General features: G+C 64.0%; 18 protein-coding genes. 15 read left to right on the forward strand and 3 right to left on the reverse strand.

The features are described from left to right. The first annotated feature begins 2 nt into the window (after window positions 1-2). From ubiB to CUJ90_RS02165, 12 genes are all read left to right on the forward strand, one after another. Window positions 3-1580 (forward strand): ubiquinone biosynthesis regulatory protein kinase UbiB, encoded by a 1578-nt coding sequence (gene ubiB, locus CUJ90_RS02110; protein WP_073428284.1) that lies wholly within the window; start codon window positions 3-5, stop codon window positions 1578-1580. Between the two features lie 40 nt (window positions 1581-1620). Further along, window positions 1621-2241, forward strand: a complete 621-nt coding sequence (locus CUJ90_RS02115) for a class I SAM-dependent methyltransferase (RefSeq protein WP_073428283.1) — start codon at window positions 1621-1623, stop codon at window positions 2239-2241. A gap of 223 nt (window positions 2242-2464) precedes the next feature. Then, the gene (locus CUJ90_RS02120; protein WP_083084632.1) at window positions 2465-2860 is read left to right on the forward strand and encodes an FmdB family zinc ribbon protein; all 396 of its coding nucleotides are present in this window, start codon (window positions 2465-2467) and stop codon (window positions 2858-2860) included. Window positions 2861-2935: 75 nt separating this feature from the next. Further along, the gene (locus CUJ90_RS02125; protein WP_073428281.1) at window positions 2936-3589 is read left to right on the forward strand and encodes a DUF502 domain-containing protein; all 654 of its coding nucleotides are present in this window, start codon (window positions 2936-2938) and stop codon (window positions 3587-3589) included. A 76-nt stretch (window positions 3590-3665) separates the two neighbouring features. Continuing rightward, entirely contained in the window at window positions 3666-5465 is a 1800-nt protein-coding gene (gene aspS, locus CUJ90_RS02130) for an aspartate--tRNA ligase (RefSeq protein ID WP_114161868.1), read from the forward strand. Between the two features lie 169 nt (window positions 5466-5634). Further along, a complete protein-coding gene (gene nudB / locus CUJ90_RS02135; RefSeq protein WP_114161869.1) occupies window positions 5635-6189 on the forward strand; it encodes a dihydroneopterin triphosphate diphosphatase in 555 nt (184 codons plus the stop codon). Continuing rightward, a complete protein-coding gene (gene clsB / locus CUJ90_RS02140; protein WP_073428278.1) occupies window positions 6186-7445 on the forward strand; it encodes a cardiolipin synthase ClsB in 1260 nt (419 codons plus the stop codon). The genes nudB and clsB overlap by 4 nt, the downstream gene beginning before the upstream one ends. Window positions 7446-7676: 231 nt before the next feature. Beyond that, a complete protein-coding gene (locus CUJ90_RS02145) occupies window positions 7677-8276 on the forward strand; it encodes a TetR/AcrR family transcriptional regulator (protein WP_073428277.1) in 600 nt (199 codons plus the stop codon). A gap of 114 nt (window positions 8277-8390) precedes the next feature. Continuing rightward, window positions 8391-10178, forward strand: a complete 1788-nt coding sequence (locus CUJ90_RS02150; protein WP_114161870.1) for an acyl-CoA dehydrogenase C-terminal domain-containing protein — start codon at window positions 8391-8393, stop codon at window positions 10176-10178. Between the two features lie 110 nt (window positions 10179-10288). After that, window positions 10289-12724, forward strand: coding sequence for a 3-hydroxyacyl-CoA dehydrogenase/enoyl-CoA hydratase family protein (locus tag CUJ90_RS02155; protein WP_114161871.1), 2436 nt, complete (start codon window positions 10289-10291; stop codon window positions 12722-12724). A 293-nt stretch (window positions 12725-13017) separates the two neighbouring features. Then, on the forward strand, window positions 13018-14217 hold the full coding sequence (locus tag CUJ90_RS02160; RefSeq protein WP_114161872.1) for an acetyl-CoA C-acyltransferase: 1200 nt from the start codon (window positions 13018-13020) through the stop codon (window positions 14215-14217). Between the two features lie 93 nt (window positions 14218-14310). Next, a complete protein-coding gene (locus CUJ90_RS02165; protein ID WP_114161873.1) occupies window positions 14311-15081 on the forward strand; it encodes an enoyl-CoA hydratase in 771 nt (256 codons plus the stop codon). Window positions 15082-15117: 36 nt separating this feature from the next. Here CUJ90_RS02165 and fdhD read toward each other — a convergent pair whose 3' ends face one another. Then, a complete protein-coding gene (fdhD, locus tag CUJ90_RS02170; protein WP_421380613.1) occupies window positions 15118-15948 on the reverse strand; it encodes a formate dehydrogenase accessory sulfurtransferase FdhD in 831 nt (276 codons plus the stop codon). 178 nt (window positions 15949-16126) lie between these two features. Between fdhD and CUJ90_RS02175 the strand changes: the two genes are divergently transcribed. Further along, a complete protein-coding gene (locus CUJ90_RS02175; protein WP_073428271.1) occupies window positions 16127-16603 on the forward strand; it encodes a nitrate reductase associated protein in 477 nt (158 codons plus the stop codon). Window positions 16604-16774: 171 nt separating this feature from the next. Beyond that, a complete protein-coding gene (locus tag CUJ90_RS02180) occupies window positions 16775-19885 on the forward strand; it encodes an EAL domain-containing protein (protein WP_083084624.1) in 3111 nt (1036 codons plus the stop codon). A gap of 43 nt (window positions 19886-19928) precedes the next feature. On the opposite strand, the gene CUJ90_RS02185 is transcribed toward CUJ90_RS02180, so the two are convergent. After that, window positions 19929-20543, reverse strand: coding sequence for a glutathione S-transferase (locus tag CUJ90_RS02185; RefSeq protein WP_114161875.1), 615 nt, complete (start codon window positions 20541-20543; stop codon window positions 19929-19931). 161 nt (window positions 20544-20704) lie between these two features. Between CUJ90_RS02185 and CUJ90_RS02190 the strand changes: the two genes are divergently transcribed. Then, window positions 20705-21634 (forward strand): LysR substrate-binding domain-containing protein, encoded by a 930-nt coding sequence (locus CUJ90_RS02190; protein WP_114161876.1) that lies wholly within the window; start codon window positions 20705-20707, stop codon window positions 21632-21634. A gap of 53 nt (window positions 21635-21687) precedes the next feature. On the opposite strand, the gene CUJ90_RS02195 is transcribed toward CUJ90_RS02190, so the two are convergent. Continuing rightward, entirely contained in the window at window positions 21688-22083 is a 396-nt protein-coding gene (locus tag CUJ90_RS02195) for an acyl-CoA thioesterase (RefSeq protein WP_073428267.1), read from the reverse strand. Window positions 22084-22322 lie beyond the last annotated feature (239 nt).

Genomic DNA, 22322 nt, shown 5'->3' on the forward strand with positions numbered 1-22322 from the left:
CCATGCGTTTTCTGCGTTTCCTCAAGATTTTTTTCACGGTTATCCGATTCGGTCTCGATGAGATGATGCTCGGGCGCATCAACGACCGGCGCGTGCGTCTGCTTCTGCGCATCACCACCATCGGCCGCAAGTTCGATGCGCCGCCCGGCGTGCGTTTGCGGCTCGCGCTGGAAAGCCTGGGGCCGATCTTCGTCAAGTTCGGTCAGGTGTTGTCCACCCGGCGCGACCTGCTGCCGGTCGATATCGCCAACGAACTCGCCAAGCTTCAGGATCAGGTGCCGCCGTTCGATTCGACGGTCGCGATCGGGCTGGTGGAAAAGTCGCTGGGCGCACCGGTCGACGTGCTGTTCGACGACTTCGAGCGGGTGCCGGTGGCGAGCGCGTCGATCGCGCAGGTGCATTTCGCCAAGGTGAAGGCCGGCCAGCATGCGGGCAAGGCGGTTGCGGTGAAGGTGCTGCGGCCGAACATGCTGCCGGTCATCGACTCCGACCTCGCGTTGCTGCGCGACATCGCTGTCTGGGCCGAGCGCCTGTGGGCGGACGGCAAGCGCCTCAAGCCGCGTGAGGTGGTGGCGGAATTCGATAAATATCTGCACGACGAACTCGACCTGATGCGCGAGGCGGCCAACGGCAGCCAACTGCGGCGCAATTTCGCCGGGCTCGATCTGCTGTTGGTGCCGGAGATGTACTGGGAGTTCTGTACGCCCACAGTGCTGGTGATGGAGCGCATGGTCGGCGTGCCGATCAGCCAGGTGGAAACGCTGCGTGGGGCGGGCGTCGATATCCCGAAGCTGGCGCGCGAGGGCGTGGAAATTTTCTTCACTCAAGTGTTCCGCGACGGTTTTTTCCATGCCGACATGCACCCCGGCAACATTCAGGTGAGCCTCGACCCTGTGCATTTCGGCCGCTATATCGCGCTCGATTTCGGCATCATCGGCGCGCTGTCGGACTTCGATAAGAACTATCTGGCACAGAACTTCCTCGCGTTCTTCAAGCGCGACTATCATCGCGTCGCCACCTTGCACCTGGAGTCGGGCTGGGTGCCGCCCACCACCCGCGTCGAGGAACTCGAAAGCGCGATCCGCGCGGTCTGCGAGCCGTATTTCGACCGCGCGCTGAAAGATATTTCGCTGGGCCAGGTGCTGATGCGGCTGTTCTCGACCTCGCGCCGCTTCAACGTCGAGATTCAGCCGCAACTGGTGCTGCTGCAAAAAACCATGCTGAACGTGGAAGGGCTCGGCCGCTCGCTCGATCCTGAACTGGATCTGTGGAAGACCGCGAAGCCCTATCTCGAACGCTGGATGAACGAGCAGATTGGTCTGCGCGGCTGGTACGAGCGCCTGAAAATCGAGGCGCCGCAGTGGAGCAAGACGCTGCCGCAGTTGCCGCGCCTGATCCATCACGTGCTCGCTGAGCGTCACGACCACGGTCGCGGCATGAACGACGACATGATTCGCCAGATTCTGCTCGAGCAGAAACGCACGAACCGGTTGCTGCAAGGCTTGCTGCTATTCGGCGTGGCGGTCGGTGTCGGCGCAGTGTTGGCGCGGGCGTTTCTGGCTTTCGCTTACGGCGGTTGAGGCCGATCCAGGTCCAGGTCTACATTCAGGCGAGCATTCCATGAGCGACCCAACGCAACCCTCCGCGCCCGACTTTGCAAGCCGCGACCCCAACTCGCCGGAGTTCTGGGACGAGCGCTTCGAGCGTCACCACACACCGTGGGATCAAGGTGGCGTGCCGTCCGCGTTTCAGTCGTTCGCGGCTCGTCACAGCGGCGCGGCCGTGCTGATCCCTGGTTGCGGCAGCGCCTACGAAGCGCTCTGGCTGGCCGAGCACGGCAACCCGGTGCGGGCGATCGATTTTTCGCACGCTGCGGTCGCAGCCGCGCATGAGCAGTTGGGCAAGCATGCGCACCTCGTCGAACAGGCGGATTTCTTCGTCTATGAGCCGCCGTTTTCGCCCGCATGGATCTACGAGCGCGCATTCCTGTGCGCGTTGCCGCCGTCGCGCCGCGCCGACTATGCGCAGCGGGTAGCGGAACTGTTGCCTGCGGGCGCGCTGCTGGCCGGTTTCTTCTTTATCGGATCGACGCCGAAAGGACCGCCGTTCGGCATCGAGCGTAACGAGTTGGACGCACTGCTCACGCCCAATTTCGAACTGATCGAAGATGAAGCCGTGAACGATTCGATTCCCGTCTTTGCGGGACGTGAGCGCTGGCTCACTTGGCGTCGGCTGGCTTGAGGGCTGCCGCGCCGCACTCCGGCGCGGCTCGGTCAACGTTTTCGCGCGGCGCGGCACGGCTCCAAAACGGCTCGGACCGCACTTGATTCGGCGGCCGCCGCCCCCATCTGCCGCAACGGCGGCCGCGTCGATCGCCCGCCCCGAAATCCGGGGAGGGGAGATCGTTTGCGGCTATAATTCAAGGCTTTGCAAGCGTTTACAAGATTTCAGTAGGGAAAAGATCATGCCGATCTACGCTTATCGTTGCGAATCATGCGGCTTCGGGAAGGACGTGCTTCAGAAGATGAGCGACCCCCAGTTGACGCAATGTCCCGAATGCGGGAAAGACAGCTTTCGCAAGCAGGTGACTGCGGCCGGCTTTCAGTTGAAGGGCTCCGGCTGGTACGTCACCGATTTCCGCGGCGGCAATAGCGGCGCGGGCGCGCCTGCCAAACCCGACGCGAATGCCGCTTCGAATGGCGGCTCGGGAGAAAGCGCTGCAGCCGCGAATGGCGGCGGCGCCAAATCCGACACGGCTTCGGCCAACGGCGCGGCCGCAGCCGGTTCATCGAGCGTGGCTGCAACGCCTGCCGCGCCAGCTGCTGCACCGGCCGCCACGAGCGGTGCCGGCAGCGCCTAGCGGGACTGCCGCTCAAACGAGCGGCGCACACGCCGCGCGCCGTTTACCGGCTCGCGCGGCTTTCTGGCGGTACACATGACGACGAAAAAAACGACGCTCAAATCGGTGTTCCTGACTGGCCTGCTGGTGCTGGTGCCTCTGGCTATCACACTGTGGGTGCTCGGCCTGATCATCGGCACGATGGACCAGACGCTGTTGCTCCTGCCGCGCGCGTGGCAGCCCGAGCGCATATTCGGCTTTCGCCTGCCCGGCCTGGGCGCGGTGCTCACGCTGGCGTTCATCTTTGTCGTCGGCTTGTTGACGCAAAACTTCGTCGGGCAGAAGCTCGTGAAGTGGTGGGAAGTCGTGGTCGCCCACATTCCGGTGGTCGGGCCGATCTACACCAGCGTCAAGCAGGTGTCGGACACCTTGCTGTCGAGCAGCGGCAACGCGTTTCGCAAGGCTCTGCTGATCGAGTATCCGCGCCGCGGCTCCTATACGATCGCGTTTCTGACCGGCATTCCGGGCGGCGACGTGGCCAATCACCTGAAAGAAGATCACGTCAGCGTGTATGTGCCGACCACGCCGAATCCAACGTCCGGCTTCTTCCTGATGGTGCCCAAGAGCGAAGTGATCGAACTCGACATGACGGTCGACGCCGCGCTCAAGTACATCGTCTCGATGGGCGTCGTGGCGCCGTCCGCGCCGCCGGCGCCGATGCGCCGCACGACAGTCGAGCCTCCGCTGTAATGCCGGCGCGCAGCGTTTCACGCAGGGTCCAACTGCGGCGCGCCGTTCAACCAATGCAAAACGAAAGACAAACATCATGTCGATGAGATCTGAATACTGCGGTCTGGTGACCGAAGAACTGCTGGGCCAATCCGTCTCGCTGTGCGGCTGGGTAAGCCGCCGCCGCGATCACGGCGGCGTCATCTTCATCGACCTGCGCGACCGTGAAGGCCTCGTCCAGGTCGTTTGCGACCCGGACCGCGCTGAGATGTTCAAGGCGGCCGAAGGCGTGCGCAACGAATTCTGTCTGCAGATCAAGGGCGTGGTGCGCAGCCGTCCGGAAGGCACGACGAATGCCGCGCTCAAGAGCGGCAAGATCGAAGTGCTGTGTCACGAACTGATCGTGCTGAACCCGTCCATCACGCCGCCGTTCCAGCTCGACGACGACAACCTGTCGGAAACCACGCGTCTCACGCATCGCGTGCTCGACCTGCGCCGTCCGCAGATGCAGCACAACCTGCGTCTGCGTTATCGCGTCGCGATTGAGGTGCGCAAGTATCTCGACGCGCAAGGCTTCATCGACATCGAAACGCCGATGCTCACCAAGAGCACGCCGGAAGGCGCGCGCGACTACCTCGTGCCGTCGCGCACCAACCCGGGCCAGTTCTTCGCGCTGCCGCAGTCGCCGCAACTGTTCAAGCAGCTTTTGATGGTGGCGAACTTCGACCGCTACTACCAGATCGTCAAGTGCTTCCGCGACGAAGACCTGCGCGCCGACCGCCAGCCGGAATTCACGCAGATCGACTGCGAAACCTCGTTCCTCTCGGAACAGGAAATTCGCGACCTGTTCGAGGCGATGATCCGTCACGTCTTCAAGGAAACGATCGGTGTCTCGCTGGACGTGAAATTCCCGGTCATGCTGTATTCGGAAGCGATGCGCCGCTTCGGCTCGGACAAGCCGGACCTGCGCGTGAAGCTCGAATTCACGGACCTGACCGATGCGGTGCGCGACGTCGACTTCAAGGTGTTCAGCACGCCGGCCAACACCAAAGACGGCCGCGTCGCGGCGATCCGCGTGCCGAAGGGCGGTGAACTCACGCGTGGCGATATCGACAGCTACACGGAATTCGTGCGCATCTACGGCGCGAAGGGCCTCGCGTGGATCAAGGTCAACGAAGTGGCGAAGGGCCGTGACGGTCTGCAAAGCCCGATCGTCAAGAACCTGCATGACGAAGCGGTCAAGGCCATCATCGAGCGCACCGGCGCGCAAGACGGCGACATCATTTTCTTCGCGGCGGATCGCGCGAAGGTGGTGAACGACAGCCTGGGCGCGTTGCGTCTGAAAATCGGTCATTCGGAATTCGGCAAGGCCAACGGTCTCGTCGAGTCGGGCTGGAAGCCGCTGTGGGTGGTGGACTTCCCGATGTTCGAGTACGACGAGGAAGACAACCGCTACGTCGCCGCGCATCACCCGTTCACGAGCCCGAAGGACGAGCATCTCGAGTATCTGGAAACGGACCCGGCGCGTTGCCTCGCGAAAGCCTACGACATGGTGCTGAACGGCTGGGAAATCGGCGGCGGGTCGGTGCGTATCCATCGCGAGGAAGTGCAGAGCCAGGTGTTCCGCGCGCTCAAGATCGGCGCGGAAGAGGCGCAAGCCAAGTTCGGCTTCCTGCTGGACGCGCTGCAATACGGCGCGCCGCCGCACGGCGGTATCGCATTCGGTCTCGACCGCATCGTCACGATGATGGCCGGCGCCGATTCGATCCGCGACGTGATCGCATTCCCGAAAACGCAACGCGCGCAGTGCCTGCTCACGCAGGCGCCGAGCGAAGTGGACGAGCGTCAGTTGCGCGAGTTGCATATCCGTCTGCGTACGCCGGAACCGAAGGCATAAGCCGAAGCTGTCTGAAAACGACAGCCCGAGGTGGATGAAAAAGCGAAACGAAAAAGGCGCCATGCGCCTTTTTCGTTTTTTGCGTTACAGTCGATGCAACGGCTTTCGACCGCTCACTGCACCATTCGCCGACATGTAGCGCGCAAGCGTTGCGCCCAGTTTTCACGCCATGCCGAAACCGCCGAAGATTCCGCAATCCGTGCTCGTCATCATCCATACGCCCTCGCTCGACGTGCTGCTGATCGAGCGCGCCGACCACGCGGGTTTCTGGCAGTCGGTGACGGGTTCCAAAGACCAGCTCGACGAGCCGCTCATCGAGACGGCGGCGCGTGAGGTCGCGGAAGAGACCGGCATCGTGGTCGGCAGCAAGCTGGTGCCGACGAGCGCGTTATTCGATTGGCAGTATTCGATCGAATACGAGATCTACCCGGAGTTCCGGCATCGTTATGCCGAAGGCGTGATCCACAACACCGAGCATTGGTTCAGTGTGGAGGTGCCCGAGCAGCTAGAGGTGACGCTCGCGCCGCGCGAGCATACGGCGTTTCTGTGGCTGCCGTATGAGGAGGCGGCGTCGCGCTGTTTTTCGTCGTCGAATGCGGATGCGATCTTGCAGTTGCCCAGCAGGCTCGAAGCCCGGCGGCGGCTCGATGCTTCGCTCGACGCGCTGTCTGGTGAGCGGCCGGACACGCCCATTGATGGGCGCTCCAAGGAGCGCGGCCGGTGAGCGTCGGCGGCGCGCGCCGTTTCGCTCGACTGCGGCAATCGCTGCTCGGCCGCCGCTATTGGCAACGCTACCGCTTCACGAGCGGCAACGACGTCAAGCTGCTGCGTTCCGGCGACGAGTTCTTCGCCGCACTGGTCGAACGGATCGACGCGGCGCGCGACGACGTGGTTCTGGAAACCTACATCTTCTGCGATGACAACGCCGGCCAGGCCGTCAGCGCGGCGCTGCTGCGCGCGGCTTCGCGCGGCGTGAAGGTGCGCGCGATCACCGACGGCATCGGCACCGCGCGGCTGCCGATGTTCAACGAGTGGCCGGTTGCCGGCATCGACCATCGGATCTACAACCCGCATCTGTTCGGCCGCTTCGGCTTTTCGCGCACGCACCGCAAGCTGGCGGTGATCGACGATCAGTACGCGTATTGCGGCGGCATCAACATCGTCGACGATTACGAGAACAACGGCGTAACGCTGCCTTACCGCCGCTGGGACTTCGCGGTCGAATTGCACGGGCCGGTGGTCGCGGACGTCCGTCAGGCGTTCGAACTGCAATGGCGGCGGATTCGCCTCGGGCATCGTCCGATCGAATCCCTGGAGCCCGATCTCGGGCCCAAGACCACTGCGTCGCTCGGCAGTCTGCGCCGGCGCCGCCGTCGCCGTAACGAGGCACTGTGGGCCGGCGGCCAACCGTGCGTGGCCTTCGTCGCGCGCGACAACCTGATCAACCGCCGCGCCATCGAGAAGGCGTATCTCACCGCGATCGGCCAGGCGCGCAGCGAAGTGCTGCTCGCCAATCCGTACTTCATGCCGGGGCGCAAGCTGCGGCGCGCGCTGGTGCTGGCGGCGCGGCGCGGCGTCGAGGTAAAGCTCATCATCGGGCGTAAGGAGTTCAAGGCGCTCGATTACGCGGTGCCGTTTCTGTACCGCGCGTTGCTCAAGGCCGGTGTGCAGATCGCCGAGTACGAGAAGACCATGCTGCACGGCAAGGTCGCCGTGGTGGATTCCAACTGGGGAACGGTCGGGTCGTCGAACCTCGACGCGTTGAGCCTGATGCTCAACAACGAAGCCAACGTGGTGCTGGTGAACGATCCGTCGATCGAGGCTTTGCGCGAAGCGATCCTCGTCGCGTTCAGGGATTCGCGCCGGATTGACGAGGCACGTTACGACGCGCGTCCGGCCGGCGAGCGCGTGCTCAACTGGCTCGCTTATACGACCTACCGCGCAGTGATGAAGCTGCTGACGGTAGGCGGGTACGATTAGCGCCGCGTCTGCCGACCGCCTCACCCTCCTTCCTTCATTGCAAGCCGTTCGGCACAGAATAAAAGACAAACGCCTCTAAAAAATCTCATTCCACTGATTGACGGATGCCGCAGAATTGAAGCCAGGTTAGAAACCGGTTTCTAATAAAGTCCTTGTTTCGCGGACGGCCGCACACAATAATAGTACGGCCGTTCGATTTTATTTCGGTCACATTAGAACGGTAGGGAAGCTATGCGAAAAGGCGAACAAACACGAGCCGCGATTCTCGAAGCAGCACTCGATCTGGCAAGCCGCGACGGACTCGAAGGTCTGACGATTGGGCTTCTGGCCGAGCGCATGCAGATGAGCAAAAGCGGTGTGTTCGCGCATTTCGGGTCGCGCGAGGATTTGCAGGTCGAAGTCGTGCGCGAATATCACCGTCGTTTCGAAGACGAGGTGTTTTTCCCGAGCCTGCGCGAGCCGCGTGGCTTGCCGCGCTTGCGCGCCATGATTTCCCGCTGGATCGAGAAGCGCATTCAGGAAGTCACGACCGGCTGCATCTACATCAGCGGCGCGGTCGAATACGACGACCGCGCGGACAACCCGGTGCGCGAGCAACTGGTGTCGAGCGTGACGATGTGGCGTGCGGCGCTCACTCGCGCGATTTCGCAGGCGGTGGAAGAAGGGCATCTGCGTGCCGATACCGATCCGCAGCTCATGCTGTTCGAACTGTATAGCTTCACGCTCGGTCTGCATCACGACGCGCGCTTCCTGCACTTGCCGGACGCTGTGCGTCTCACGTGGGCCGCGCTGGAAAAACTGATTGTTTCGTATCAAAGCGAAAGCCGTTAGCAGCGCCGCCGAACCGACAGACGGGACCCACCGGACCCAGCGGATTCAGCGGCGCGGAATCCGACCACGGACTCAGCTAACAGCCTGGCTTCTTGTCAAACTTTGGAGAGAGTCATGGGACAGTACGCCGCGCCGCTGCGCGACATGCAATTCGTGTTGCACGAACTGCTCAACGTCGAAGCCGAAATCAAGCAGATGCCGAAGCACGCGGATCTCGATGCCGACACGATCAACGCGGTGCTCGAAGAAGCCGGCAAGTTCTGCTCCGAAGTGCTGTTCCGGCTCAATCACAGCGGCGATCAGGAAGGCTGCACGTATGTCGGCGACGGCGTCGTGACCACGCCGAAGGGCTTCAAGGAAGCTTATCGACAGTACGTGGAAGCGGGCTGGCCCGCACTGGGCTGCGATCCTGAATACGGCGGCCAGGGTTTGCCCGCGTTCGTCAACAACGCGCTGTATGAAATGCTGAACTCGGCCAACCAGGCCTGGACGATGTATCCCGGCCTTTCGCACGGCGCATACGAATGTCTGCACGCGCACGGCACGCCGGAGTTGCAGCAGCGCTATCTGCCGAAGCTGGTCGCGGGCGTCTGGACCGGCACGATGTGTCTGACCGAACCGCATTGCGGCACCGATCTCGGCATCCTGCGCACCAAGGCCGAGCCGAACAGCGACGGCTCGTACGCGATCAGCGGCACGAAGATTTTCATCTCCAGCGGCGAACACGATCTCGCCGAGAACATCGTTCACCTGGTGCTCGCGCGTCTGCCGGATGCGCCCACGGGCACCAAGGGCATTTCGCTTTTCATCGTGCCGAAGTTCATCCCGAACGAAGCGGGCGCGCCGGGCGAGCGCAACGGCGTGAAGTGCGGTTCCATCGAGCACAAGATGGGCATTCACGGCAACGCGACCTGCGTGATCAATCTCGACAACGCGAAGGGCTGGCTGGTCGGCGAGCCGAACAAGGGCTTGAACGCGATGTTCGTAATGATGAACGCGGCGCGTCTGGGGGTCGGCATGCAGAGCCTGGGCCTGACCGAAGTCGCGTATCAGAACTCGCTGACGTATGCGAAAGAACGTCTGCAAATGCGTTCGCTGAGCGGCCCGAAGGCGCCGGAAAAAGCCGCCGATCCGATCATCGTCCACCCGGACGTGCGCCGCATGCTGCTCACGCAAAAGGCCTACGCCGAAGCCGCGCGCGCCTTCTCGTACTGGTCCGCGCTGCATATCGACAAGGAGCTGTCGCACGGCGACGAAGCGGTGCGCAAGGAAGCCGCGGATCTCGTCGCGCTGCTCACGCCGATCCTGAAAGCGTTTCTGTCGGACAACGCGTTCGAAAGCACCAATCACGCGATGCAGATCTACGGCGGCCACGGCTTCATCGCGGAGTGGGGCATGGAGCAGTACGTGCGCGATGCGCGCATCAACATGATCTACGAAGGCACCAACGCGATCCAGGCGCTGGACCTGCTGGGCCGCAAGATCCTCGGCGACATGGGCGCGAAGATGAAGAAGTTCGGCAAGCTGGTGTCGGAATTCGTCGAAGCGGAAGGCGTGAAGCCGGAAATGCAGGAGTTCATCAACCCGCTCGCCGACATCGGCGAAAAGGTGCAGAAGCTGACGATGGAAATCGGCATGAAGGCGATGCAGAACCCGGACGAAGTCGGGGCGGCCGCCGTGCCGTATCTGCGCACCGTCGGCCATCTCGTGTTCGCGTACTTCTGGGCGCGCATGGCGCGCGTCGCGCTGGACAAGCAGGCATCCGGCGATCCGTTCTACAAGGCGAAGCTCGCCACCGCACGCTTTTACTTCGCGAAGCTGCTGCCCGAAACCGCAATGACGATCCGTCAGGCGCGCGCGGGTTCGAAGTCGCTGATGGAAGTCGACGAAGCGCTGTTCTAAGCCCACATCACGGCAAGCGCCGCGCTATGCAAGCGTGGCGCTCCGCCAGCCACACATCGCGAAGCGACGAAACACATTCGCGACACCGCATAACTCCCCGGAGGAACGACGTGAGCAATCTGATCATTCGCAAGGTAGCCGTGCTCGGCGCCGGCGTGATGGGCGCGCAGATCGCCGCGCACCTGATCAACGCCAAGGTGCCCGTGCTGCTGTTCGACCTGCCCGCAAAAGAAGGCCCGAAGAACGCGATCGCCCTGAAGGCGATCGAAAATCTGAAGAAGCTGTCGCCCGCGCCGTTCGGCGTGAAGGACGACGCGCAATACATCCAGCCCGCCAACTACGACGACGATATCGCCAAACTCGAAGAGTGCGACCTCGTGATCGAAGCGATCGCCGAACGCATGGACTGGAAGCACGACCTGTACAAGAAGGTCTCGCCGCACATCGCGCCGAATGCGATCTTCGCGACCAACACGTCGGGCCTGTCGATCACCGAACTCTCGCAAGGTTTCGCGGACGAACTGAAGGCGCGCTTCTGCGGCGTGCACTTCTTCAATCCGCCGCGCTACATGCACCTGGTCGAACTGATTCCCACCGCGACGACGCGCCCGGAAATCCTCGATCAACTCGAATCGTTCCTGACGAGCGTGGTCGGCAAGGGCGTCGTGCGCGCCAAGGACACGCCGAACTTCATCGCCAACCGCGTCGGCATTTTCTCGATCCTCGCGGTGATGACCGAAGCCGCGAAGTTCGGCCTGCGTTTCGACGAGGTGGACGACCTGACGGGCGCGCGCCTCGGCCGCGCGAAGTCCGCCACGTTTCGCACCGCCGACGTGGTCGGTCTCGACACGATGGCGCACGTCATCAAGACGATGCAGGACAACCTGAAGGACGATCCGTTCTTCCCGGTCTACGAAACGCCCGCCGTGCTGGCCGAACTGGTGAAGAAGGGCGCGCTCGGCCAGAAAACCGGCGGCGGCTTCTATAAAAAGGAAGGCAGGGCCATCAAGGTGCTCGACCCGAAAACGGGCGAGTACGTCGACGGCGGCGCGAAAGCGGACGAACTGGTCGGCCGCATTCTGAAGCGTCCGCCGGCGGAGCGTCTGAAGCTCTTGCGCGAATCGGAACATCCGCAGGCGCAATTCCTGTGGTCGATCTTCCGTGACGTATTCCACTACATCGGCGTGCATCTGGAATCGATCGCCGACAACGCGCGCGACGTCGATCTCGCGATCCGTTGGGGCTTCGGCTGGAACGAAGGCCCGTTCGAAGGCTGGCAGACAGCCGGCTGGAAGCAGGTCGCCGAGTGGGTGCAGGAGGACATCGCCGCCGGCAAGGCGCTGTCGGATGCGCCGTTGCCGTCGTGGGTGCTGGACGGTCCGGTCGCGGAAAAGGGCGGCGTGCATGCGAACGAAGGTTCGTGGTCGCCGGCTTCGAAGACGTTCGTGCCGCGTTCTTCCCTGTCGGTGTACGACAAGCAGGTGTTCCGCGCGCCGCTGGTCGGCGAAACCTTGGCTGATCCGAAGACCTACGGCAAGACGCTGTTCGAAACCGATGCGGTGCGCGCATGGGTCGACGACCGCGCGGGCGAGAACGACGTGCTGATCGTGTCGTTCAAAAGCAAGATGAACACGATCGGACCGTCGGTGATCGACGGTCTGACGCAGGCAATTGAACTCGCCGAAAAGGACTACAAGGGTCTCGTCGTATGGCAGCCGACGTCGCTGAAACTCGGCACGCCGGGCGGCCCGTTCTCCGCCGGCGCGAACCTTGAAGAAGCGATGCCCGCGTTCATGATGGGCGGCGCCAAGGGCATCGAGCCGTTCGTGAAGAAATTCCAGCAAGGCATGCTGCGCGTGAAGTACGCGAGCGTGCCGGTCATCTCGGCGGTGTCGGGCATCGCGCTCGGCGGCGGCTGCGAACTGGTGCTGCATAGCGCGAAGCGTGTCGCGCACATCGAAAGCTATATCGGCCTGGTGGAAGTCGGCGTGGGCCTCGTGCCTGCTGGCGGCGGCCTGAAGGAAGCGGCGCTGCGCGCGGCGGAAGCCGCGACGCAAGTGGGCGCGACCAACGACCTGCTGAAGTTCGTGCAGAAATCGTTCGAAAACGCGGCGATGGCGAAGGTCTCGGCCTCCGCGCTCGACGCGCGCGCGATGGGCTATCTGAAGCCGTCGGACACGATCGTCTTCAACGTCTTCGAACTGCTCGACGTCGCGAAGAAGGAGGCGCGCGCGTTATCGGCGGCCGGTTACCGTCCGCCGCTGCGCGTCACGCAAGTGCCGGTCGCGGGGCGCTCGGCGATCTCGACCATCAAGGCATCGCTCGTCAACATGCGCGACGGCCGCTTCATCAGCGAGCACGATTTCCTGATCGCGAGCCGCATCGCGGAAGCGGTGTGCGGCGGCGACGTCGAAGCGGGCAGCCTGGTCGACGAGGAATGGCTGCTGCAACTCGAACGTCGCGCGTTCGTCGATCTGCTCGGCACGCAAAAGACGCAGGAACGGATCATGGGCATGTTGCAAACCGGCAAGCCGGTGCGTAACTGAGCGAGTGGGATACGACTGCATGCGACCGGAGGCAGCGCTGAAGTGCTAACTCCTGCCGACCGCGATAGAACTGCATGGGACGGAAGTAAGCGCTAAAGCGCTAACTCCTGTCGACCGCGATAAAACTGCATGGGACGGAAGTAAGCGCTAAAGCGCCAACTCCCGTCGACCGCGATAGAACCGCATGGGACGGAAGTAAGCGCTAAAGCGCTAACTTCCGTCGACCGCGATAGAACTGCATGGGACAGGAGTAAGCGCTGAAGCGCTAACTCCTGTCGACAAAGGAGCTTTAAATGACGAAGCAATTGCAAGACGCCTACATCGTCGCCGCGAGCCGCACGCCGATCGGTAAAGCGCCGCGCGGCATGTTCAGGAACACGCGCCCGGACGAACTGCTCGTGCACGCGATCAGATCGGCCGTGGCGCAAGTGCCCGGCCTCGACACGAGCGTGATCGAGGACGCGATCGTCGGCTGCGCGATTCCCGAAGCGGAACAAGGGCTCAACGTCGCGCGGATCGGCGCGTTGCTGGCCGGCCTGCCGAACACCGTCGGCGGCGTGACGGTGAACCGTTTCTGCGCGTCGGGCCTGACCGCGCTCGCGATGGCGGCCGACCGCATTCGCGTCGGCGAATCGGACGCGATGGTCGCGGGCGGCTGCGAGTCGATGAGCATGGTGCCGATGATGGGCAACAAGCCGTCGCTGTCGCCGCATATCTTCGATCGCAACGAGGACGTGGGCATTGCCTACGGCATGGGTCTTACCGCCGAAAAGGTCGCCGAGCGCTGGAAGATCAGCCGCGAGGCGCAGGACGCGTTCTCGGTCGAATCGCACCGTCGCGCGATCGCCGCGCAGCAGGCCGGCGAATTCAACGACGAAATCGCCGCGTACACGATCACCGAGCGTTTCCCCGATCTCGCCAGCGGCGAAGTGCGCGTGAAAACGCGCGAAGCGTCGCTCGACGAAGGCCCGCGCGCGGACACGTCGCTCGAAGGTCTCGCCAAACTGCGCACGGTGTTCGCGAACAAGGGTTCGGTGACGGCGGGCAATAGCTCGCAAACCTCGGACGGCGCGGGCGCGTTGATCGTCGTGTCGGAAAAGATCCTCAAGCAGTTCAATCTCACGCCGCTGGCGCGCTTCGTCAGTTTCGCCGTGCGCGGCGTGCCGCCGGAAATCATGGGCATCGGTCCGAAGGAAGCGATTCCGGCCGCGCTGAAGGCCGCGGGTCTCAAGCAGGACGACCTCGACTGGATCGAGCTGAACGAAGCGTTCGCCGCGCAATCACTGGCGGTGATTCAGGATCTCGGCCTCGATCCGTCGAAGATCAACCCGCTCGGCGGCGCAATCGCCTTGGGTCATCCGCTTGGGGCGACGGGCGCGATTCGGGCGTCGACGGTCGTGCATGGCCTGCGCCGCCGCAACTACAAGTACGGCATGGTGACGATGTGCGTCGGCACCGGCATGGGCGCGGCGGGCATCATCGAGCGCCTGTAAGATCGGCTCGATCAAGACCGTAATGAACGGAACGGTTCGCAGGCTGCGTGGCTTGCGAACCGTTTTTCACATTCGCAGCAGGACTACGAGGAGATGACGATGGATATTCTGATCGGGCGTGCCGACGGCGTGCTCACGATTGCCTTCAACCGGCCCGACAAGAAGAACGCGATTACGGCCGCGATGTATCAGACGATGGCCGACGCGTTCGTCGAAGCGCAAGGCGATGCCGCGGTGCGGGTCATTCTGATTCGCGGCAGCGCGGGCATTTTCAGCGCCGGCAACGATCTCGAGGACTTCATGAAGGCGCCGCCGGCGGGCGAGGACGCGCCGGTGTTCCGGTTCCTGCGCGCGATCAGTTCGGCGGAAAAGCCGGTGGTGGCGTCGGTGGCGGGGCCGGCGGTCGGCATCGGCACGACGCTGCTGCTGCACTGCGATCTGGTCTATGCGGCGGACACGGCGAGCTTTTCGCTGCCGTTCGCACAACTCGGGTTATGTCCGGAAGCGGCGTCGAGCCTTCTGTTGCAGCGTGTCGCCGGCTATCAGGCGGCGGCGGAAAAGCTGCTGCTGGGCGAAGCCTTCGACGCGCGCGAAGCGCAACGCATGGGCTTCGTGAATCGTCTGCTGCCCGCCGCCGAAGTCGACGCGTTCGCGGCTTCGCAGGCCGCTAAACTGGCCGCGTTGCCGGCCTCGTCGTTGCGTGTGACGAAGAGCTTGATGAAGCGCGCGAGCCACCACGACGTGCAAACCCAGATCACCGACGAAGCCGTGCACTTCGGCAAGATGCTGCTGGCGCCGGAAGCGCGTGAGGCGTTGAAAGCGTTCTTCGAGAAGCGCAAGCCGGACTTCCGGCAGTTCGATTGAACCCTCGCGCGTGCAGGCGAGAGCCGGCGGCGCGGCTCACGACTGCGCCGGCTGCAACGTGTCGTAGTCGACGTAGCTCGTTTCGCGGCAGAAGCTGACGAGCCGCACGCCCGCCTTGCGCGCAATCGCAATCGCGAGCGACGACGGCGCCGAGATGGTGGCGAGCATCGGCACGCCGACGCGAGCGGCCTTGCGCACCAACTCGTAGCTCGCGCGGCTCGACAGAAACACGAACCCGTCTTGTGTGTCCACGCGATCGAGCACGAGCCGGCCGATCAGTTTGTCGAGCGCGTTGTGACGGCCGACGTCCTCGAACGCGTAGCGGATCGCGCCTGCCGCGTCGCACCATGCGGCGGCGTGCAGGCCGCCGGTCAGCCGCGTCAGCGCCTGGTGCTCGGGCAATTCGCGCGCGGCGCGAGCAATCGCATCCGGCGCGAGCCGTTGCAGAAAGCCGGTATCGGGCACCCGCTCAGGTTGCAGATCCAGCAGATCGATGCTTTCGATTCCGCACACGCCGCAGCCGGTGCGCCCGGCCAGCGCGCGGCGCTTTTCCTTCAGCGCGACGAACGCCTGCTGCACGACCTGCAATTGCACTTCGGCATGCGGCAATTCGCCGTCGTCGTGCAATTCGACCTCGATGTCCTGAATATCGCTGCCGCGCCCGACGATGCCTTCCGAAATCGCGAAGCCGACCGCGAACGCTTCGAGATCGCAGGGCGTGCACATCATCACCGCGTGCGAAATGCCATTGAAGACGAGCGCCACCGGCCATTCCTGACCGATGTGATCGGTAACGGTTTCGACCGCCGCGCCGCGATGCCGGCGCACCTGGCGCTCGACCGCGCCCGGCTGTCCGGCTGTTTCCATATCGTTCAAGCTGGTTCACTCCTTTGCCATGCCGCGCGCCTGCGCGCTTGCGGCCTCTGCCCGCCCCGCGCCGCCAAGGGTAGCGACGGCTTGAAGCCGCGCCGCCTTTACGCGAATAAGGTTCTAAAATACCCCAAGCCGGGCTTGCGCGTTGCCCGTCATCCAAGAGGAACTTGTCATGGGACTCAACGAAGCACCGCTGCTGTTCAACTTCGAGGTCGAGTCCTCGGAGAATTTCACGTATATCCCCATGTCGGTGCGGTTCAATCTCGACCGTTTCGGCCTGCGCATCACGCTCGCGCAGTGGCAGTTGCTGCCGCTCGAGGACCGCAAATTGCTGGCGCGTTTCCCGGTGGAGGAAGACGCGGAAATCGAGCCGAACTTCGATCACGCGCTGTTCGAGATGCTGCGCACTCACGCGAACGTCGAGCCGGAATGGTTCACGCCCGAGGAGTCACCGGCCTGGCGCCGCATCGACAGCGTGCCGGAAGGCGTCGCGCAGCAAGCGGGGCTGGCCGGTCTCGCCGCGCCGAGCGTCGCCCAGTGGGCCGCCCTCGCGCCATTCAAGCGCTACGTGCTCGCCAAATTGTCGCGCAAGCCGGAAGCCAATCACGACTTCGTCCCCGCGATGAAGGAATTCGGTGCGGCCGGCTAGGCGCGGCCGGCTAGGCACCCCCCGCGATTTTTTTCACTCACCCCCCTCAACCTGTCCCGAACGCTGCCGTTATCCATGAGTTGGCGCGTAAAAGGACTTGCCTCGATGCGCCGCGGCGCATCGGCAGCGGCCGCGCGCTCCCGTCAAGAGAACGATTGACGTTCGGAACCCATGACTCCTTTTCTCACGAAGCGGCTGCTGATCAATATAGCGGTCGTCGCCGCCGCGCTCGGCGCGAATGCGTTCGTCGCCTATACGCAGATTTGCGGCCAGCGCGACGCCGACGCACGCATGCTGCGTTCGACGAACGTGCGCCAGAACCTCGACGCGTACCAGGCCGCGCTCGACGGCGGACTCGCGGCGCTGGGCCGTTTCGAGGCATCGGGCGAGCCGGCGCCCGCGCATGCGGCCACCGCGCTGAGCGCAACGCTCGCCGGTCTCGAGCGCGATCTGCGTGCCGAACTCGCCGGCGAGCCGGCCATGCTCGCCGCGCTGGCGAGGCTGAGCGCGGACAGCCTGGCGCTGCGCCATGATCTCGACGACGCGCTCGTCAAAAGCGCCCACGCCGAACCGGATACCTCACGCACGTGGGCGGCATCCGCCTATACGCATCTCGGGCTCGTGCTGGATCGCGTCGAAGCCGCGCTGGCGGCCCTGCGCAGCGAGGAGAACCGCGCGTTGAAGGCGTCGCTCGCGGCGTCGGCGAGCGAAACCCGGCGCGCGACGTTTCTGCTGATCGTGACGATGCTGGCCGGCAGCGCGCTGTTGATTCTCACGTTCAGCGCACGCGAAAACAGCGCGCGCGAGAAGCTGCGCAGCGTCCGCGCGCTCGGCCGCAACGACGAGCGCTTTCGCAGCCTGTTCGACGATCATCCGGTGCCGATGTATATCTTCGATCGCGAGACGCTGCGCTTTCTCGCCGTCAACGCGGCCGCGATTCAGCAATACGGTTACACGGAAACAGAATTCCTGCGCATGACGATTCGCGCGATCCGGCCGGACAGCGAAGTCCCGCGTCTCGAATCGCACTTGCAGCGCAGCGACGCGGTGTCGCACGGCCGCACGATGGCGGGCATCTGGCATCACCGGCGCAAGGACGGCTCCACGATCAGCGCCGACATTTCGTATCACGCGCTGAATTTCATGGGGCGCGCCGCGCTTTTCGTGCTGGCCGACGACGTCACCGAGCAGATCAACGCCGAGGCCGAAGCGCGGCGTTCGAACCAGATGCTCGAAACGGTGATCGACAACATTCCGCAGCGCATCTTCTGGAAGGATCAGCAATCGCGCTATCTCGGCTGCAACATGGCGTTCGCGCGCGATGCCGGGCTCGCCTATCCCGAGCAGGTGGTGGGCAAGAGCGACGCCGACATGCCGTGGCGCGCGTTCGCCGATCTGCTGAATCAGCACGACCAGGAGGTGGTGAGCACCGGCGTGCCGAAGATGAATTTCGAAGTCGACGTGATGATCGGCGGCGTGCATCGCACCACGATGACGAGCAAGCTGCCGTTCACCGACGGCGACGGCCGCGTGATCGGCGTGCTCGGTTCGTATACGGACATTACCGAGCGCAAGCGCGCCGATCTCGCGTTGCGTCTGCAAAGCCGCGCGCTCGACGCCAGCGTCAACGCGATTCTGATCACCGCGCCATCGCCGGCGGGCAATCTGATCGAATACGTGAATCCGGCGTTCATGCGCATCACCGGTTACGATCCCGCCGAAGTGATCGGCCAGGATTGCCGCGTGCTGCAGCGCGACGACCGCGACCAGGAAGGCGTCGCCTCGATTCGCCAGGCGCTCGCGGCGAACCGCGAAGTGAGCGCGGTGGTGCGCAACTATCGCAAGGACGGCGCGCTGTTCTGGAATCAACTGTTCATCGCGCCGGTGCCGAACGCGGAAGGCGTGATCACGCATCACATCGGCGTGATCAACGACGTGACCGACCTGATGCGCTATCAGGAACAACTCGAATACCAGGCCAACTACGACAGCCTCACGCGGCTGCCCAATCGCAACCTGCTGCGCGACCGTCTGCAGCACGCGTTGATCGTCGCGCAGCGGCAGCACAAGGGCGTCGCCGTCGTGTTCATGGATCTGGACGGCTTCAAGAACGTCAACGACAGCCTCGGCCATAGCGTCGGCGACCGTCTGTTGAGCGTGGTCGCGGAACGGCTCGCGCGCTGCACGCGCACGAGCGACACCGTGGCGCGGCACGGCGGCGACGAGTTCGTGATCGTGATGACCGATACGGTCGACGAGCAATCGCTGATCGCATGGATGGAGCGCGTGCGCGCGTCGATTTCCGAGCCGGTGTGGCTCGACGGCACCGAGCTGTACGTGGGTTGCAGCATGGGCGCGAGCCTCTTCCCGCAAGACGGCGACGACGCCGAAACGCTGATGAAGAAGGCCGACCTCGCGATGTATCGCGCGAAGGACATGGGCCGCAACACGTTCCAGTTCTATCAGCCGGAGATGAACGCGAGCGCGAGCGCGCGGCTGAACCTCGACCGGCGTCTGCGCCGGGCGCTGCGCGACAACGAATTCCTGCTGCACTATCAGCCGCAGGTGGACATCGTGAGCGGACAGATCGTCGGCACCGAAGCGCTGGTGCGCTGGCGCGATCCCGAAGCGGGGCTGGTGCCGCCGTCGTCGTTCATTCCGGTCGCGGAGGAAAGCGGGCTGATCGGGCCGCTTTCGGAGTGGGTGTTGCGCGAGGCGTGCCGCCAGAACAAGGCCTGGCAGGATGAGGGTTTGCCGCCGGCGCGCGTATCGGTGAACCTGTCCGCGCGGGTGTTCCAGCAGCGCGACATCGCCAAGCTGGTGATGCAGGTGCTGGCCGAGACCGGGCTCGAACCGCGGTATCTGGAACTCGAACTGACCGAGAGCACGATCATGCGCAACGCCGAGGAGGCGGTGTCGATGCTCAACGAACTGCATGCGCTCGGCATCGGTCTCGCCATCGACGACTTCGGCACCGGCTATTCGAGCCTCAGCTATCTGAAGCGCTTTCCGGTGGACCGCCTGAAGATCGACCGCTCGTTCGTATCGGACATCGGCATTTCTGGCGACGATGAAACCATCACGTCGGCGATCATCGCGCTGGCGCACTCACTGAAGCTGCAGGTGATCGCCGAAGGCGTGGAGACGTCCGCGCAACTCGATTTCCTGAAGGAGCGCGCGTGCGACGAAATGCAGGGCTTCTACTTCGCGAAGCCTTTGTCGACGGACGCGATTTCCGCATTGTTTCAGGGCGGCGTGGGGCGCGAACTGGCGACGGTGTGACGCGCGGTGCGGCGAGCGCGGTCGAGCGCTCGCCGCGACACGCTCACACCGGGGGCGTGCTCACGAATTCCGGCAGTTGCTCGGCGCGCGCGGCGAACGCCTGCAAGCGCGGATGGTCCGCTGCGCTGACGATCTGCGGCAACATCATCTGCGTGAAACGCCAGGCCACGGCCACCGTGACGTCGGCCGCGCCGAAGTGATCGGACTCGATCGGCAGCGGTGCCGCCGCCACTTCCTGCTCGAGTTCGCCGTAGGCCGCGAGCATTTGCGAGCGCACGCGCTCCATCCAAGGCTCATGCTGCTTATCCGCCGGGCGCAGATTGCGTTCGTAGACGATCTGCACGGTCTTGTCGCACGCGGCAAGCGCGAGCCCCGTGAGACGGGCGGCGCGCAGGCAGGCGTCCGGGCGCGACGGGAAGAGCCGTTGCTCCGGCCCGGCGAGCGTCGCGAGGTACTGAAGAATCACCGTCGAATCCATCACGCTCTGGCCGTTGTCGGCGATCAGCGTGGGCGCCTTGACGACCGGGTTGATTTTCGCGAACTGGTCGTAGGTGCTGAACACGGAGATCGACTGGTGCTCGAAGTCGAGCTTCAGCAATTTGAGGCAGATCGCGACGCGGCGCACGTAAGGCGAATCGAGCATTCCGATCAGTTTCATCGCATTTCCCGTTAGAGGATCTATCATTGCGCGCCTCGGTTCGCGGCACTGCGGCTAGCCGGTCAGTGGCGGTGACGGTGGCGCATCGAACCGATAGCTTAAGCATCTCTTCGCGCCAAAAAAAGCGACATTATTCGACGGTTTACGTCAGAATTTCTTACATGAAACCCATCCCGCCTTTAACCGCGCTTCGCTGTTTCGAAGCCGTCGCCCGCTTGGGCGGCGTGACTCAGGCCGCGCGCGAGTTGCATGTCACGCATTCGGCCGTGAGCCAGCAAATCAAGGTGCTGGAAGAGTCGATGGGGGTCGCGCTGTTCGTGCGCGAGGCGCGCGGCCTGCGGCTCACCGAGGAAGGACGTTTCTACGCGCTCGAAATCCGCGCGGCGCTGCGCGACATCACGCAAGCCACGCGCCGCGCGCAGGCGCGTCCGCACGAAAGCGAACTGGTGATCGCGACCTTGCCGTCGTTCGCGCAACATTGGCTCGTGCCGCGTCTCGCGAGCTTTCGCCATGCGCATCCTTACTATCGGGTCCGTTTGCTGACAAGTTTGCAGATCGAGGACTTGCGCCAGGGCGTGAGCGACGTCGGCATTCGCATGGGCCAGGGGCACTGGCCGGACGTCGCGCAACAGAAACTGTTCGACGACGAGATGGTGGTGGTTGCCGCGCCGCATTTCGCGCTCGCGCCGAACGGCCGCTTTCCCGTCAGCGCCGAGGACGTGATCGCCTGCCCGCTGATTTCAAGCCCCGACGCGCCGTGGGCGCCGTGGTGTCAAGCGGCCGGGGTGGCGGAGCCGGACGCCGAAGCGGTGGTGCTGTCGTCGAACGATTCGAACATCGTTCTCGGTGCAGTCCTGCTCGGGCAGGGCGTGGCGCTCGAACGGCGCAGCCTGGTCGCGCATGCGCTGACGCGCGGCGAACTGGTGCAGATCACTGAGATTCGCGTGCCCTACCGGTATCCGTATTGGCTGGTGTGGCAGCAGCGCGAAACCCTCGATGCCAGGCAGGCGCATTTCGCGCAGTGGATCGAAGGGCAGGTCGACGCCTATTTGCGTGACAGCGGCTCGCCTTTGTCGATTGCCGCGAAGTAGCTTCGCGCTTCGCGCGCTGGTTCGTGCAGCGCGAGCCTCTTTGCGCGAGCCGCTCAGTCCAGCACCGGCAGCGCGCGCGGACGGCGGTCGCTGTCGGTGGCGACGTAGGTCAGGGTCGCCTCGGTCACCTTCACGACATCTTGCGTCAGGCTCATACGCTGCGCGTAGACCTCGACCGACACCGTCACCGACGTGTTGCCCGTCTTGACGATATCCGCGTAAAAACTCAGCAGATCGCCGACGAACACCGGCTGCTTGAACACGAACGAATTGACCGCGATGGTGGCGACCCGCCCGTTGGCGCGGCGGCTTGCCGGAATGGAGCCGGCTATGTCCACCTGAGCCATGATCCAGCCGCCGAACACGTCGCCGTGGACATTCGCGTCCGACGGCTGCGGCACGACGCGCAGCGCGCAAGGCTTTTGCGGGAGTTGCGGAAGATCGGTCATCGGGACACCCTTGAAAACGTATGTGGCTCGGTCGGCTCGACCGGCAGGCGGGGATTCACGACAACGGTACGACACGGCCGTGGGGCACGACCGCGCGGCCAACGTGAACGATGGGCCGGACAACCCGTGGAAAGCGGCGCCAGCCGGCTTCTGCGACAATGGAAAGACTAGGAATTGTACGGGAAAGCGCCCAGCCGGGTCGCGCGACAAAAACCAGTGTGACGGGCCGGGAGGCCGCG

It is taken from the genome of Paraburkholderia terricola, from assembly GCF_003330825.1.
In the GTDB taxonomy this organism is placed as follows: domain Bacteria; phylum Pseudomonadota; class Gammaproteobacteria; order Burkholderiales; family Burkholderiaceae; genus Paraburkholderia; species Paraburkholderia terricola.